Consider the following 13,378-nt stretch of genomic DNA (forward strand, 5'->3'; position numbering starts at 1 on the left):
CCGTTCCCCCGCCGGCATCGACAATCTCGGTCCCGGCGTGGGCGAGGGGCTCGATCTCGGACCGTGCGCCCACCGCCCTGATGCGGCCATCGAGAACCGCAACGGCCTCGGCCTCGGGGCGGGCGGGATCCATGGTCAGGACGGCGGCATTGGTCAGGATCAGGTCGGTCATGCGAAGGCTCCGGCGACGGACTGGATCGGCAGGCGCAAGATCAGGCGGCTCCGTCGGCCGCGGCAACGCTGCCACCTCTTGCGGGCCGCCGGCATCCGGGCCATCTGAACAGCCGCTTCCGCTTTTGTCCACGACCGGCGGAAAATGGCCCTGCCGCTCTTGACCGTGGACCGGGCTTGACCCTTTATCGGGCAAACGCGCGGGCGCTCGCCCGGCACCGTGGCCCGCCGGGCCCGTGCGAGAGAGGGAATCACGATGCAGAACAGACCGGCCGAGCCTGCGCCGCAGCGCAATGGCTCCAATGCCTCCAAATCCACGCTGGGCTCGGATCTCAGGATCGTCGGCGACATCACCTCGTCGGGAAGCATCGAGGTGATGGGCGAGGTCGAGGGCACGATCACCGCGCGCGGACTGATGGTCGGGCCCGAAGGCCGCGCCAGCGGCACCTTCAGCGCGGAAAATGTCGAGGTGCGCGGGCAACTCGACGGCCGGCTGTCCTGCTCGTCGCTGGTGGTGCGGGCGGCGGCGCAGCTGACCTCGGACGTGACCTACCGCAGCGTCGTGATCGAGAGCGGCGCGACCGTGGACGGCCGCTTCAAGATCACCAAGGACTGACCCTTCGGGCCGGCGCCGACTTCAGGCGGCGCGGCCGGGCGGAATCGAATAGGTCAGCCCTGCCCGCGCCACCACGCCCTCGGAGCCCGCCGAGCGGATCAGCACATCCCCCACCGCCAGCACCCGCCCCAGCTTGAGGATCCGCGCCGTCCCGATCAGGTCGCGCCCGGCCTCGGGCTTGCGCATGAAATCCATCGAGATGTTCGTGGTGACGGCGAGCTTCACCGGCCCGATCCGCGACAGGATGGCCAGATACATGGCCACATCGGCCAGCGCGAACATCGAGGGGCCCGACACGGTGCCGCCCGGCCGCAGATGCTGCGGCCCGACCTTCAGGCGCATGGCCAGCTCATCCCCGGCCGAGAGCACCTCGAAATCGTCCGCCACCTCGGGAAACTCCCGCGTCAGGAACGCGGACAGGTCCGCGGCCTCCAGTCTCAGCCCCATGCTTTCCTCCCTGCTTCCGGCCCGCTAGGCTGACCGCAAAGGGGAGGAGAGACAAGATGACCGAGATCCTGCTGCGCGAGGACAGCGGCGCCGTGGCGACGCTGACACTGAACCGGCCCGAGGCGCTGAACGCGCTGTCGGATGCGATGCTGGCCGCCTTGAAAGAGCAGTTCCGTGCGCTGGCCGAAGACCCGAGCATCCGCGTCGTCGTGCTGCGGGGCGCGGGCAAGGCCTTCTGCGCCGGCCACGACCTCCGCGAGATGCAGGCGGCACGACAGTCCGAAGACCGGGGCGCGGCCTACTTTTCCGACCTCTTCGCCCGCTGCGCCGCGGTGATGCAGTCCATCCCGGCCCTGCCGCAGCCGGTGATCGCCGAAGTGCATGGCATCGCCACCGCGGCGGGCTGCCAGCTGGTGGCCTCGTGCGACATGGCGGTGGCGGCGCATGGCACGCGGTTTGGGGTCAACGGGGTCAACATTGGCCTCTTCTGCTCGACCCCCATGGTTGCCCTGACCCGCGCCGTGCCGCGCAAGGTCGCCTTCGAGATGCTGACGACCGGCGAGTTCATCGACGCCGAGCGTGCGCGCGATGTCGGGCTGGTCAACCGCATAGCCCCGGCCGAGGATCTGTCGGCGGACGTGCGCAAGCTGGCAGAGGTGGTGGCGGGAAAGCTGGGTGCGGCTGTGCGGACCGGCAAGCGCGCCTTCTACGATCAGGCGGGCATGGGGCTGGCGGCCGCCTACACCTTCGCGGGAGCGGTCATGGCCGACAACATGATGTGGCGGGATACCGAGGAGGGGGTGAAGGCCTTCCTGGAAAAGCGCAGGCCCGACTGGGCCTGACGAGCCGGGCGCTCACATGCGGTCTGCACCTTCACGGCAGACACCGGCCGGGCAATCCCTCGCCCGGCCCGACTTCATCATTCGGCGGCGGGAACCGCCTGGGACTGACGGCGCTTGCGCGTTTCTTCCAGCTGCTTCTCCGTCTGGCGGATGTTGATGTAGGCGAGCACGAGGACGAAACCGATGGTCCCGAAGGTCAGAACATATTCCATGATCAGGTAGTTCATCATATCAGTTCCCTTTCCTGTCTGGGTTGTCGTGACTGGAATACGGGAGCATGGACGCAGCGGATCACGCCGCCCGCGCGATTTTGCCGCATCCATCCGGCCATCCGCGCCCGGCCGCAGGCAACATGTTGAAGAAGAAGCCGCTTTGACCCGCCTCGGGCAGCGATCAACTGAACGTGATCGCCTATTTGACCACGATCACCGCCAGAAGCAGGAAGGTGAGGAAGCCCACGACCCCCGCCTGTGCGAACAGCGTGCTGATCAGGAACAGGGCGGCCAGCACGCCTCCGACGATCACGGCCTGATCGCGTGGGGGGCGCCGTGCGATCCGGGACTCCACCTCTTCGCTCGAGAGGCCGCGCCAAAGGCTCGCGACGAGCGTGGCGGCGCTGCGCCGCGCCGCACGCCAGACCGCCTGGGCAAAGCCGTCCCCCATGGCTGCCGTCAGAGCCGGTAGATGCCGCGGAACTTGGCTTCGAGATAGTCGAGCAGGGGCTCTTCCGAAGGCTCGAAGCCGCAGGCGCGGGTGACGGTCTCGTGCGGCCTGTAGAGGCCACCATGCCGTTGCAGGTTCTCGCGCAGCCAGCCGGTCGCGCCCGAGGTATCGCCGCGCGCAAGCTGCTCGTCGAGATCCGGCACCGCCTCGCGGATCGCCTTCATCAGGCAGCCGGCATAGACGTTCCCCAGCGCGTAGGTCGGGAAATAGCCGAAGAGGCCGACCGACCAGTGCACGTCCTGCAGCATCCCGTGCGAAGGCCGGTCCACCGCCACCCCGAAATCCTCGAGGAAGCGCGCGTTCCAGGCCTCTTCCAGATCCTCGGGCTCGAGCGTGCCGCGGATCAGCCCGCGCTCGAGGTCGAAGCGCATCATGATGTGGAGGTTGTAGTGAACCTCGTCGGCCTCGGTGCGGATGTAGCCGGATTGCACGCGGTTCGCAGTGGCATAGAAGGCCTCGGCATCGGCAATGCCGAAATCGCCGAACCGCTCGGACATGCGGCCGAAGAGCCAGCCGGTGAAGGCCCGCGAGCGGCCGAGCTGGTTCTCGTAGATGCGGCTCTGGCTCTCGTGGACGCCCATCGAGACACCCGCCCCGATCGGGGTGAGCGCGTAGTCGGGGTCGATCCCAAGCTCGTAGGCGGCGTGACCGACCTCGTGGATGGTGGAGTAGAAGCAGTTGAACGGATCGGCCTCGACCACCCGCATGGTGATGCGCACGTCGCTGCCCGAGCCCGACGAGAAGGGATGCACCGCCATGTCCATCCGCCCGCGCGTCCAGTCATAGCCGAAGGTCGCGGCGAGATCGCGGGCCATGCGCACCTGCGCCTCAAGGCCGAAATGGCCCGACAGCGGCTTCGGCTGGTATTCGGCGCCCAGCACCGCCTCGCGCAGCGCGACAAGGCGCGGGCGCATCCGGTCGAAGATCGCCGAGATCGAAGCCGCCGTGGCCGAGGGCTCGTAATCGTCGACCAACGCGTCGTAGCGGTCGCGGCCCACCGCCAGCGCCGCCGCCTCCTCGCGCTTGAGGCGGATCACCTCGGTCAGCGTCGGCAGGAACATCGCCACATCGTCCGCGGCCCGCGCCTCGGCCCAGATGCCCTGCGCGGCCGAGGTCACGCGCGCGATCTCCTGCGCGAGCCGGCCCGGCACCTTGGTCGCCCGCTCGTGGCTGCGGCGGATCAGGCGAAGCTGCGCCTCGTCCTCCTCATCCTCGGGCTCGGCCAGCTCCAGCCATTCGGCGATGCGCGGATCGGTGCGGCGGGCGTGCAGCACCCCTTCGAGCGCGGCCATCTCTTCGGCCCGCTGCTCTGCGGCGCCGCGCGGCATCACCGTCTCCTGGTCCCACGACAGCCGGCCCATGACCTGCGCCAGCGCCTCGGTCTGGCGCTGATAGTCCATCAGCTCGGCAAAGGCGACATCGGCACTCATAGCGTTCCTTTCCGGATCGAGCCCACGCGGGGATAGTGCGCGAGGTGGCGCGCATGAAGGATCAGCACCCAGATCACCACCGCGCCGACCTGATGGGCGATGGCCACCTGCCATTCGGCGGCCGACAGCACGGTGCCCACGCCAAGCGCGACCTGCGCCAGAAGCGCAAGCGCAAGCAGGTCAAAGGCCCCGCGCGTCGCCCGGTGTTTCGAGCGCCGGCCGAAGATCCAGAACACCAGCCCCAGCGCCACCAGCGCATAGCCGGCCATGCGGTGCAGGAACTGGACGAAACCGGGGTTCTGCAGCAGCCCCAGCCACCAGGCGGGGTTGCGCCAGTCGGTCTCGACCCCCGGCACATAGAGCATGTCGGCCGGCAGGAAGGTCCCGTTCATGTCGGGCCAGGTCGGAAAGCCGCGGCCCGCATCAATGCCCGCCACGAGCGCCCCCAGCACCACCTGCAGGAAGGTCACCACGATCAGCACCGTGGTCATGCCATAGAGGCGCCCTTCACGCTGGCGCCGGGCCTGGAAGAGTTCGGCCTCGGTTCGCCCGAGGAGGAGCGCCTGCCAGGCGATCATGCCGAGGATGATGAAGGCAAGGCTGAGGTGAACCGCAAGGCGCGTGCTCGCGACCGCGACCCGGTCGCCCTCGAGGCCCGAGGCCACCATCCACCAGCCAATGCCGCCCTGGATGCCGCCCAAGACCCCCAGCGCCAGCAGCCGAGGCCACCAGCCCCGCGGCATCTTGCGGGCAACCAGGAAGCCGAGGAACCCCAGCGCCCAGACGAGGCCGATCACGCGGCCCAGTTGCCGGTGCCCCCATTCCCACCAGTAGATGCGCTGGAACTCGGCCATCGACATGCCGGCGTTCATCAGCCGGTATTGCGGGCTCTGGCGGTATTTCTCGAACTCGGCCGTCCATTCCGCCTCGTTCAGCGGCGGCACAGCGCCGGTGACGGGCCGCCATTCCGTGATCGAAAGGCCGGAATCGGTCAGCCGCGTGAGGCCGCCCACCACGATCATCGCCATGACCAGAACGAACAGCGCCATCAGCCACAGCCGGATGCCGCGCCGCGCGCCACCTTGGCCGCGATCGATGCTGCCGCCTTGCGGGACCGGAGCCTTCGCCCCCTGCCCCACTTCCTCGAAGATGCTGCGTTTCTTGACTGCCATCCGGCTCTCCCGTTCCGCGGGCGAGACTAGGCCCCCCGCCTGCCCGCTTCAAGGGCCCGCGGGGAGTGGCGCGAGGACGCGGAGCTACCCGCCGGCGACCCGGTCGTCGAACATGTAGATGTCCACGCCGCCGGTGGCGAAACGGCCCACATCCTCGACCGCGGCCTGCCCCTCCGGGCTGGCAAGCGCGGCCTTCAGGCTCGCGATTTCGTCAAACCGCAGCATCGCCACAAGATGATAGGACGAGGCGCCGTCGGGCGTCATCACCGGCCCGTGGCTGATCTCGTAGCTGCGCAGGCCCGGCATCTTCGACGCAAGCCCGATATGTGTCCCGGAATAGTGCCTGTCGAACGCCGCCACATCCTCGGGCGTGCGATACATCACGATCAGTCTGGCCATGTCTGTCCTCCGTTCCGCCGTGCCACTCTGACATGTTTCCGGCGCCGGAGGCTTCATCCAATGGTCGGTCCCGCTACTGCTTCAGCTTCCACGCGATCTGGCGCAGCATCCCGTGCAGCGTCTGCACATCCGCACGCGTCAAGGCCAGCCGGGCCCACATGTTGCGCAGGTTCAGCTTCATCCCCGGCGCCTTCTCGGGCGGGAAGAAGAAGCCCGCGGCCTCGAGCTTCTCCTCGAAATGGTCGCCCAGCTTCTCGACCTCGAGGCCGCTCGCGAAATCGACCCGCGCCATGTCGATCACCTCGGGCGGGGTCTCGTCGTGCTGGCGCCGCCATTCGTAGGCCAGAAGCAGCACGCATTGCGCAAGGTTCAGGGAGAAGAACTCGGGGTTCACCGGCACGGTGACGATGGCGCTGGCGAGCGCCACATCCTCGTTCTCGAGACCCGTCCGCTCGGGCCCGAAGAGGATGCCCACGCGCCGCCCCTCGCCCGTCAACGCGCGGGCATGGGTCATGGCGCGCTCGGGCGTCATCACGGGCTTGGTCAGTTCGCGCCCCCGCGCGGTCGTCGCGAAGACATAGTCGCAGTCGCGGATCGCCTCGGCCACCGAGGGAAAGAGCCCCGCATGATCGAGCAGCCGTCCCGCGCCCGATGCCATGGCCACGGCCTTGGGATTGGGCCAGCCGTCGCGCGGATCGACGATCCGCAGCCGGGCGAGACCGAAGTTCAGCATGGCGCGCGCGGCCGCGCCGATGTTCTCGCCCATCTGCGGGCGGACGAGGATGAAGACGGGTTCGATGCTCATGGCGCTCCCTCGGGTCCGGCGCTTCCTAGGGGAGAAGGCCCACGCGGCGCAATGGCATTTCCAAGCCGGCGCCCCTCGGCTATAGGCTTCGCCGACCGAAGGAGACCCATCATGGCCGAAGCCGAACGTCCGCAGATCTATCTGATCACGCCGCCCGAGATCGACCTCGGGATCTTTCCCGACCGGCTGGCGCGGGTGCTGGATTCGACCGGGATCGCCTGCCTGCGGCTGGCGCTGGCCGGCAAGGACGAGGATCGGATCGCCCGCGCGGCGGATGCCTTGCGCGAGGTGGCCCATGCGCGCGACGTGGCGATCGTCATCGAGAACCATGTGCTGATGGTCGAGCGGCTGGGCCTCGACGGGGTGCATCTGACCGATGGCGCGCGACTGGTGCGCAAGCTGCGCAAGGACCTCGGGCCGGACGCGATCGTCGGCGCCTTCTGCGGCCGGTCGCGGCACGAGGGGATCAACGCGGCCGAGGCCGGCACGGATTATGTGTCCTTCGGCCCTGTGGGCGCGACCGCGCTTGGCGACGGCAGCCTTGCCGAGACGGACCTCTTCGCCTGGTGGTCCGAGATGATCGAGGTTCCGGTGGTGGCCGAAGGCGCGCTGACGCGCGAGAAGGTGGCCGAACTCGCACCCGTGACCGACTTCTTTGCCGTCGGCGAGGAGATCTGGCGCGAAGAGGATGCGGCCGAAGCGCTGCGGAGCCTCCTCAGCCCTCTGGGCTGAGGGTCCAGCCTTCGGCCGGGGCCACCTCGCGCCCCTCCGCCGGGAAGCCCTGCCGCACCAGCGCCTCGCAACGGGCCGCCAGCCCCTTGCGCCCGTCGAAGCCGTCGGCGGGCACCGGCTCGTGGAAGGTGATCTCGACCCTCCCGTGCCCGGGCGCTGCCAGAAGCCGGGCGAGGTGGCTGCCGAAGTCCATGTCGCCCCACCAGCCGTAAAAGCGCGGATCCTCGCCCTCGGGCGCGATGTAGTGCACCGTCACCGGCTGGATGTGCAGGGCATGTTCCAGCCCGTGCGTGAAGAACGCCGCAAAGAGCGTTGACTTGAAGGGCAGGATGCGCAGCGTGTCGGTGCTGGTGCCTTCGGGGAAGAAAAGAAGCCGGTGCCCGAACCGGAGCCGCTCCTCGAACAGCCGCTGCTGCGCCCGCGCCTCGGAGCCCTTGCGGTTGATGAAGACCGTGCCCGTCGCGCGCGCCAGCCAGCCGATGCCGGGCCAGCCCGCCACCTCGGACTTCGAGACGAAGTAGATCCGTTGCACGGCGTTGAGCACGAAGATGTCGAGCCAGGAGCCGTGGTTGGCCACCACCGCTCCGGGCACCGTCATGGGCCTGCCACGGACGCGGATCCCCAGCCCCATGATGGCCAGCGCGCCGCGACAGACGCCCTGGGTGATCCAGGGCGTGACCGGCCGCGCCATGCCGCAGAACGGTCGCTCGATCTGGCGCAACAGCAGCAAAAGCAGCAAGCCGCCATAGACAAGGAGGGCCATCGCGCTGCCCTTCACCGCCAGGCGCAGCCATCCCCCCGCACCGATCGGCCGCGGAGCCGGCCGGGCCGCCTTCCAGTCGCTCATTCCACGGTCACCGCGCGACGGGCGTAGAAATCCCGGTGCCGCGTGGACATTCGCGCCGTGTCCAGCAGAAGGCAGACGTCGGTCGTGTTGAAGGCATGGTCCACCCATGCCCCCTCGCCCACGAAGCCGCCGAGGCGCAGATAGGCCTTGATCAGCGGCGGCATGGTCAGCATCGCCGCCCGCCGGTCCACCGAACCGGCCGGGACAAGGTCCATCCGCTGCGCATGACAGGGCCTTGCGCGCACGCGCAGATCCTCGGGCGCCAGATGGAACGCATGAAGATAGGACAGGGGCTGGGCCAGCGCCTCCACATCGGTGCCGTGGAAGCTTGCGACCCCGAACAGCAGCTCGATCCCCTGGGCCAGCACATAGTCGGCAAGCCCGCTCCAGAGCAGGAAGACCGCCGAGCCGCCCCGGAAGTCGGGATGAACGCAGGAGCGCCCAAGCTCGAGCAACCGCCTCCCGCTCGACCGGAGGGGGCCGAGATCATATTCGCTGTCGCAATAGAAGCGACCCGCGTGCGCCGCGCGATCTCCCGGAAGCAGGCGATAGACGCCGACCACATCCTCGAGCGCCCCGGCATCGCGGCGCCGGTCGATGAGCAGAAGATGATCGCAGATCGTGTCGAACTCGTCCCGCTCGAGGCGCGCCGGATGATCGACCATGTCGCCGTCGCCACCGAGTTCTTCGACGAAAACGCGGTAGCGCAGGCGCTGCGCCGCCCGCAGATCGCGCTCGGACGAGGCCAGCCGCAGCTCCAGATGCGGATCGTCGGCAATCATTCCCCGATCTTGCCCCCCTCGCCGGCCGTCAGGGCTTCATAGGAAATGCCCTCGCCGGATGCAACTGCCGCCCGCGGCAGCCGGACACAACCCTGCGCCGAAATGCCCTCAATTGATGATTGAAATACGCCTTCGGGCTTCGTTACATCATTTGGGTAGATCAGGAAGAAGCTGAAGCTGAACCCTGCTCCCATCGATCAAGACCTTGCCTGCATGCTCGAAATTCACGGTGATCCGTCCCTTTACGTTCGATTGAACCTGGCCCGTCCCCCAGTCGGGTTGCCCCGGATGGCGGACCAGCATCCCCGGCTCGAGCAGCGTGTTCATTTCCGTTCCTTTCGCCTTTCTTGGAGACGCCCATGACCGAAAAGACCGATCTGGCCGCCCTTCTGGGCTCGCGCATCTGTCACGATCTTATCAGCCCGATCGGTGCGATCGGCAATGGCGTCGAGCTTCTGATGATGGACGGGTCGATCCGGGGGCCGGAAATGACGCTGATCTCGGAGAGCGTGGCCAATGCCAATGCGCGCATCCGCTTCTTCCGGGTGGCCTTTGGCGCGACGGGCGCCGAGCAGCGGATCGGCCGTCCCGAGATCCTGTCGATCCTCCAGGACCTGACGCGCGGCGGCCGGCTGCAGATCGACTGGCAGGGCCCGACCGATCTGCAGCGCCGCGAGGTGAAGCTCGCCTTCCTGCTCATCCTCTGCCTCGAGACGGCGATGGCCTATGGCGGCCGCATCCGGGTCGAGCGCAACGATGCGCGGTGGGTGCTGGTGGGCCAGGCGCACAAGATCAGGATCGACGCGGACCTGTGGGAAATGCTCTCGAACCCGATGGCGCAGGTGGAAATGTCCGCCGCCCGCGTGCATTTCGCGCTTGTCCCCGACGAGATGTCCCGTCAGGGCCGCCGTCTGACCTCCGAGATCCGCGAGACCGAGATCCGCCTGTCGTTCTGAGCCTCAGGGACGGATCGTTCCGTCGCCCTCAACCAGATACTTGAAGCTGGTGAGTTGCTCGGCGCCCACCGGGCCGCGGGCGTGCATCTTGCCGGTGGCGATTCCGATCTCGGCGCCCATGCCGAACTCGCCGCCGTCGGCGAACTGGGTCGAGGCGTTGCGCATCAGGATCGCGCTGTCGAGCCGCTGGAAGAAGCGTCCCGCCGTCGCGTCGTTCTCGGTCAGGATCGACTCGGTGTGGCTGGAGCCGTAGCGACGGATATGGGCGATCGCCCCGTCCACCCCGTCCACCACCGTCGCCGCGATGATCATGTCGAGAAACTCGCGCCCGAAATCGTCGGGTTGCGCGGGCACGGTGCCCGGCACCTGCGCCAGCTCGCCCTCGGCGCGGACCTCGACGCCCGCCTTCAGCAGATCCTCGATCAGGACCGGCCCGTGCTTGGCGAGGAAGGCGCGGTCGATCAGCAGGCATTCAGCCGCGCCGCAGATGCCGGTGCGGCGGGTCTTGGCGTTCAGCACCACCCGGCGCGCCTTCTCGAGATCGGCGTCGCCGTCGGCATAGACATGGCAGATGCCTTCCAGATGGGCGAAGACCGGCACCCGCGCCTCGGCTTGCACGAGGCCGACAAGACCCTTGCCCCCGCGAGGCACGATCACGTCGATGAATTCGACCATGCGCAGCATCTCGGCCACGGCGGCGCGGTCGCGGGTGGGCACGAGCTGGATCGCATCCTCGGGCAGACCCGCCGAGCGCAGCCCGTCCTGAAGGCAGGCGTGGATCGCCGTCGAGGTATGGAAACTCTCCGATCCGCCGCGCAGGATCACCGCATTGCCGGACTTGAGGCAGAGCGCGCCTGCATCGGCCGTCACGTTGGGCCGGCTTTCGTAGATCACGCCGACGACGCCGAGCGGCGTGCGGACGCGGCGGATGTGCAGGCCCGAGGGCCGGTCCCATTCCGCAATCACCTCGCCCACCGGGTCCTTCTGGGCGGCCACCGCGCGCAGCCCCTCGACCACGCCGCCGATCCGCCCGGCATCGAGTTTCAGCCGGTCCATCATCGCGGGCGACAGACCCTTTGCGGTGCCAAAAGCCAGATCCTCGGCATTGGCGGCAAGGATCTCTTCCTGCCGGACCAACACGGCATCGGCGGCCGCAAGCAGCGCCTGCCGCTTCGCCTCCGGCTCGGCAAAGGCCAGTTCGGCGGCCGCCGCGCGCGCCCGCGCGCCGATCTGCTGCATGAGCCCCGTGACGTCCTGTCCGTCCATCGTCCTGCCCTTCCCGATGCCCGCGCCCGGCGGGTCAGATCACCATGTCGTCGCGATGCACCAGCGCCGCGCGACCCGAATAGCCGAGGATGCCCTCGATCTCGGCCGAACGGTGGCCCGCGATCTGCACCGCCTCGACCGCCGTGTAGCGCGTCAGGCCCTTGCCCAGTACCTCGCCCGCGGGCCCCGCAATGTCCACCGGATCGCCGCGGCCGAAGTTGCCCTCCACCGCCGTCACGCCGGCGGGAAGCAGCGACTTGCCTGCGCGCAGCGCATGCACCGCGCCCGCATCGACCTTCAGCGTGCCGCGCGGCTTCATCGCGTTGATCCAGCGCTTGCGCGCCACCTGAGGATCGCCCTGCGCGACGAACCAGGTTCGCGCCGCGCCCGTTTCCAGCGCCTTCAGCGGGCGCATCACCGAGCCTTCGGTAATCGCCATCGCGCAACCACCCGCGACGGCGGTCTTCGCCGCCATGATCTTGGTCTTCATGCCGCCCTTCGAGACGCCCGAGATCGGATCGCCCGCCATCGCCTCGAGGTCGGGCGTGATCGCCTCGACCAGATCGAAGCGCTCGGCCGCCGGGTCTTCCTTCGGGTTGGCCGAATAGAAGCCGTCCACGTCCGACAGCAGCACCAGCTGGTCCGCCCCCACCGTCACGGCGATCTGCGCGGCCAGCCGGTCGTTGTCGCCATATCGGATCTCGTCCGTCGCCACGGTGTCGTTCTCGTTCACGATCGGCACGGTGCCGAGCGCGAGCAGCGTCTCCATCGTGGCGCGGGAATTCAGGTAGCGGCGGCGGTCCTCGGTATCCTCCAGCGTCACCAGCACCTGCGCGGTGGTGATGCCGTGCGGGGCCAGCACCTCCTCATAGGCGCGGGCAAGCCGGATCTGGCCCACGGCGGCGGCGGCCTGACTCTGTTCGAGCGCGAGCGGCCCCGGCGGCAGATGCAGCACCCGCCGCCCCAGCGCGATCGAGCCCGAGGAGACGAGGATCACCTGCGTCCCCCGCGTCCGCGCCTCGGCCACATCCAGTGCCAGCGCCGAGAGCCACTGGCGGCGCAGACCCTCGCCGTCCACCAGAAGCGCCGAGCCGATCTTGACGACCAGCCGCTTCGCGTTGCGGATATCGGGGGCCTGAAGGGGCATCAGGGTTGCCACGGCACATGCTCCTCCACCGCATCGCCGCGCGCCCCGTCGATCTCGGCCCAGAGCGCGCGCAGCACCTCCATCAGGCCGGTGCCCGCGACACCCGAGATGGTGAAGACCTTGCCCCCCGTCGCCTTCTCGAGCGCGCGGCGGCGGTCGGAGATCTGCCTGGGATCCATCGCGTCGATCTTGTTCATCGCGGTGACGCGCGGCTTCCCGGCCAGATCGCCGCCATAGGCCTCAAGCTCGCCGATGATGGTGCGGTAATCCTTGACGATGGTCGAGGAGGTGCCGTCCACCAGATGCAGAAGCACCGAGCAGCGCTCGACATGCGCGAGGAACTGGTCGCCGAGACCCCGCCCCTCGGAGGCGCCCTCGATCAGGCCCGGAATGTCGGCGATCACGAATTCCTTGCCGTCCACCCCCACGACGCCGAGGTTCGGCACCAGCGTGGTGAAGGGATAGTCCGCGATCTTCGGCCGGGCGTTCGAGGTGGCCGAAAGGAAGGTCGACTTGCCCGCGTTGGGCAGGCCCAGCAGACCCGCGTCCGCAATGAGCTTCAGCCGGAGCCAGATGGTCCGGTCGATGCCGGGCTGGCCGGGGTTCGCCCGCGCCGGCGCACGGTTGGTCGAGGACTTGAAGCGCAGGTTGCCCCAGCCGCCGTTGCCGCCCTGCGCAAGGAGGATCCGCTGGCCCACCTCGGTCAGGTCGGCGATCACGGTTTCCTCGTCCTCGTCGATGATCTCGGTGCCGACCGGCACCTTCAGCACGATATCCTCGCCCGACTTGCCGGTGCGCTGGCTGCCCATGCCGGGCTGGCCCGACTTGGCGAAGAAATGCTGCTGGTAGCGGAAGTCGATCAGCGTGTTCAGACCCTCGACCGCCTCGGCCCAGACCGAGCCGCCGTTGCCGCCGTCGCCCCCGTCGGGGCCGCCGAACTCGATGAACTTCTCGCGCCGGAAGCTGACGCAGCCGCCCCCGCCCCCGCCCGAGCGGATGTAGACTTTGCAGAGGTCGAGGAACTTCATGGGCGCGGACTTTCC

The 13,378-nt window shown here is 68.6% G+C and carries 18 protein-coding genes (1 of these 18 cut by a window edge); 4 read left to right on the forward strand and 14 right to left on the reverse strand.

The annotated features are described in order from the left end of the window. Window positions 1–172, reverse strand: partial view of an amidohydrolase gene (locus LV780_RS16900; RefSeq protein WP_108222620.1) — the beginning only. 1,481 nt of this gene lie to the left of the window's left edge; 172 of the gene's 1,653 nt are visible here — the first part of the coding sequence; the start codon lies at window positions 170–172; the stop codon falls past the left edge of the window. Between the two features lie 255 nt (window positions 173–427). Here LV780_RS16900 and LV780_RS16905 point away from each other — a divergent pair, with 255 nt between their 5' ends. Further along, complete coding sequence (locus tag LV780_RS16905; protein ID WP_011910705.1) at window positions 428–787, forward strand: bactofilin family protein; 360 nt, start codon at window positions 428–430, stop codon at window positions 785–787. Between the two features lie 21 nt (window positions 788–808). Here the strand turns inward: LV780_RS16905 and LV780_RS16910 are convergent, their stop codons facing one another. Continuing rightward, entirely contained in the window at window positions 809–1,234 is a 426-nt protein-coding gene (locus LV780_RS16910) for a PaaI family thioesterase (protein WP_101341991.1), read from the reverse strand. A 56-nt stretch (window positions 1,235–1,290) separates the two neighbouring features. On the opposite strand from LV780_RS16910, the gene LV780_RS16915 reads away from it, so the two are divergent. Then, on the forward strand, window positions 1,291–2,076 hold the full coding sequence (locus LV780_RS16915) for an enoyl-CoA hydratase (RefSeq protein WP_108222619.1): 786 nt from the start codon (window positions 1,291–1,293) through the stop codon (window positions 2,074–2,076). Between the two features lie 77 nt (window positions 2,077–2,153). Here LV780_RS16915 and LV780_RS16920 read toward each other — a convergent pair whose 3' ends face one another. The 6 genes from LV780_RS16920 to LV780_RS16945 form a co-directional block, all read right to left on the reverse strand. Next, entirely contained in the window at window positions 2,154–2,303 is a 150-nt protein-coding gene (locus tag LV780_RS16920; protein WP_108222621.1) for a hypothetical protein, read from the reverse strand. A 184-nt stretch (window positions 2,304–2,487) separates the two neighbouring features. Further along, window positions 2,488–2,739 (reverse strand): hypothetical protein, encoded by a 252-nt coding sequence (locus LV780_RS16925; protein ID WP_108222618.1) that lies wholly within the window; start codon window positions 2,737–2,739, stop codon window positions 2,488–2,490. A gap of 8 nt (window positions 2,740–2,747) precedes the next feature. Continuing rightward, window positions 2,748–4,229, reverse strand: coding sequence for a carboxypeptidase M32 (locus LV780_RS16930; protein ID WP_108222617.1), 1,482 nt, complete (start codon window positions 4,227–4,229; stop codon window positions 2,748–2,750). Next, window positions 4,226–5,401 carry a heme A synthase gene (gene ctaA, locus LV780_RS16935; RefSeq protein ID WP_108222616.1) on the reverse strand — a complete coding sequence of 392 codons (1,176 nt, stop codon included), beginning with the start codon at window positions 5,399–5,401 and terminating at the stop codon, window positions 4,226–4,228. The genes LV780_RS16930 and ctaA overlap by 4 nt, the downstream gene beginning before the upstream one ends. A gap of 84 nt (window positions 5,402–5,485) precedes the next feature. Further along, complete coding sequence (locus LV780_RS16940) at window positions 5,486–5,800, reverse strand: EthD family reductase (protein WP_044249363.1); 315 nt, start codon at window positions 5,798–5,800, stop codon at window positions 5,486–5,488. Between the two features lie 73 nt (window positions 5,801–5,873). Further along, on the reverse strand, window positions 5,874–6,605 hold the full coding sequence (locus tag LV780_RS16945) for an RNA methyltransferase (protein WP_011910697.1): 732 nt from the start codon (window positions 6,603–6,605) through the stop codon (window positions 5,874–5,876). Between the two features lie 111 nt (window positions 6,606–6,716). Here LV780_RS16945 and LV780_RS16950 point away from each other — a divergent pair, with 111 nt between their 5' ends. Then, window positions 6,717–7,337, forward strand: a complete 621-nt coding sequence (locus tag LV780_RS16950) for a thiamine phosphate synthase (RefSeq protein ID WP_101341996.1) — start codon at window positions 6,717–6,719, stop codon at window positions 7,335–7,337. Here LV780_RS16950 and LV780_RS16955 read toward each other — a convergent pair. From LV780_RS16955 to LV780_RS16965, 3 genes are all read right to left on the reverse strand, one after another. After that, window positions 7,321–8,184, reverse strand: coding sequence for a lysophospholipid acyltransferase family protein (locus LV780_RS16955; RefSeq protein ID WP_108222615.1), 864 nt, complete (start codon window positions 8,182–8,184; stop codon window positions 7,321–7,323). The genes LV780_RS16950 and LV780_RS16955 overlap by 17 nt on opposite strands. Beyond that, window positions 8,181–8,966: a GNAT family N-acetyltransferase gene (locus tag LV780_RS16960; protein WP_108222614.1), complete on the reverse strand. Its 786-nt coding sequence runs from the start codon at window positions 8,964–8,966 to the stop codon at window positions 8,181–8,183. The genes LV780_RS16955 and LV780_RS16960 overlap by 4 nt, the downstream gene beginning before the upstream one ends. A 147-nt stretch (window positions 8,967–9,113) precedes the next feature. Then, a complete protein-coding gene (locus LV780_RS16965) occupies window positions 9,114–9,293 on the reverse strand; it encodes a DUF3553 domain-containing protein (RefSeq protein WP_011910693.1) in 180 nt (59 codons plus the stop codon). Between the two features lie 32 nt (window positions 9,294–9,325). Here LV780_RS16965 and LV780_RS16970 point away from each other — a divergent pair, with 32 nt between their 5' ends. After that, entirely contained in the window at window positions 9,326–9,922 is a 597-nt protein-coding gene (locus tag LV780_RS16970) for a histidine phosphotransferase family protein (RefSeq protein WP_011910692.1), read from the forward strand. Window positions 9,923–9,925: 3 nt separating this feature from the next. Here LV780_RS16970 and LV780_RS16975 read toward each other — a convergent pair whose 3' ends face one another. From LV780_RS16975 to obgE, 3 genes are read right to left on the reverse strand one after another with little or no spacing between them, the layout of a single operon-like run. Beyond that, on the reverse strand, window positions 9,926–11,188 hold the full coding sequence (locus tag LV780_RS16975) for a glutamate-5-semialdehyde dehydrogenase (RefSeq protein WP_108222613.1): 1,263 nt from the start codon (window positions 11,186–11,188) through the stop codon (window positions 9,926–9,928). 34 nt (window positions 11,189–11,222) lie between these two features. Further along, complete coding sequence (gene proB, locus LV780_RS16980; RefSeq protein ID WP_101342001.1) at window positions 11,223–12,335, reverse strand: glutamate 5-kinase; 1,113 nt, start codon at window positions 12,333–12,335, stop codon at window positions 11,223–11,225. Then, window positions 12,335–13,363, reverse strand: a complete 1,029-nt coding sequence (obgE, locus tag LV780_RS16985; RefSeq protein ID WP_101342002.1) for a GTPase ObgE — start codon at window positions 13,361–13,363, stop codon at window positions 12,335–12,337. The genes proB and obgE overlap by 1 nt, the downstream gene beginning before the upstream one ends. Between the last annotated feature and the right edge of the window lie 15 nt (window positions 13,364–13,378).

This window comes from Cereibacter azotoformans, assembly GCF_021391315.1.
Lineage (GTDB): Bacteria > Pseudomonadota > Alphaproteobacteria > Rhodobacterales > Rhodobacteraceae > Cereibacter_A > Cereibacter_A azotoformans.

Coding starts and splice junctions, on each gene's coding strand:
- LV780_RS16905 (WP_011910705.1), top strand. CDS start 428: ATGCAGAACAGACCGGCCGAGCCTGCGCCGCAGCGCAATGGCTCCAAT.
- LV780_RS16910 (WP_101341991.1), bottom strand. CDS start 1,234: ATGGGGCTGAGACTGGAGGCCGCGGACCTGTCCGCGTTCCTGACGCGG.
- LV780_RS16915 (WP_108222619.1), top strand. CDS start 1,291: ATGACCGAGATCCTGCTGCGCGAGGACAGCGGCGCCGTGGCGACGCTG.
- LV780_RS16920 (WP_108222621.1), bottom strand. CDS start 2,303: ATGAACTACCTGATCATGGAATATGTTCTGACCTTCGGGACCATCGGT.
- LV780_RS16925 (WP_108222618.1), bottom strand. CDS start 2,739: ATGGGGGACGGCTTTGCCCAGGCGGTCTGGCGTGCGGCGCGGCGCAGC.
- LV780_RS16930 (WP_108222617.1), bottom strand. CDS start 4,229: ATGAGTGCCGATGTCGCCTTTGCCGAGCTGATGGACTATCAGCGCCAG.
- ctaA (WP_108222616.1), bottom strand. CDS start 5,401: ATGGCAGTCAAGAAACGCAGCATCTTCGAGGAAGTGGGGCAGGGGGCG.
- LV780_RS16940 (WP_044249363.1), bottom strand. CDS start 5,800: ATGGCCAGACTGATCGTGATGTATCGCACGCCCGAGGATGTGGCGGCG.
- LV780_RS16945 (WP_011910697.1), bottom strand. CDS start 6,605: ATGAGCATCGAACCCGTCTTCATCCTCGTCCGCCCGCAGATGGGCGAG.
- LV780_RS16950 (WP_101341996.1), top strand. CDS start 6,717: ATGGCCGAAGCCGAACGTCCGCAGATCTATCTGATCACGCCGCCCGAG.
- LV780_RS16955 (WP_108222615.1), bottom strand. CDS start 8,184: ATGAGCGACTGGAAGGCGGCCCGGCCGGCTCCGCGGCCGATCGGTGCG.
- LV780_RS16960 (WP_108222614.1), bottom strand. CDS start 8,966: ATGATTGCCGACGATCCGCATCTGGAGCTGCGGCTGGCCTCGTCCGAG.
- LV780_RS16965 (WP_011910693.1), bottom strand. CDS start 9,293: ATGAACACGCTGCTCGAGCCGGGGATGCTGGTCCGCCATCCGGGGCAA.
- LV780_RS16970 (WP_011910692.1), top strand. CDS start 9,326: ATGACCGAAAAGACCGATCTGGCCGCCCTTCTGGGCTCGCGCATCTGT.
- LV780_RS16975 (WP_108222613.1), bottom strand. CDS start 11,188: ATGGACGGACAGGACGTCACGGGGCTCATGCAGCAGATCGGCGCGCGG.
- proB (WP_101342001.1), bottom strand. CDS start 12,335: ATGCCCCTTCAGGCCCCCGATATCCGCAACGCGAAGCGGCTGGTCGTC.
- obgE (WP_101342002.1), bottom strand. CDS start 13,363: ATGAAGTTCCTCGACCTCTGCAAAGTCTACATCCGCTCGGGCGGGGGC.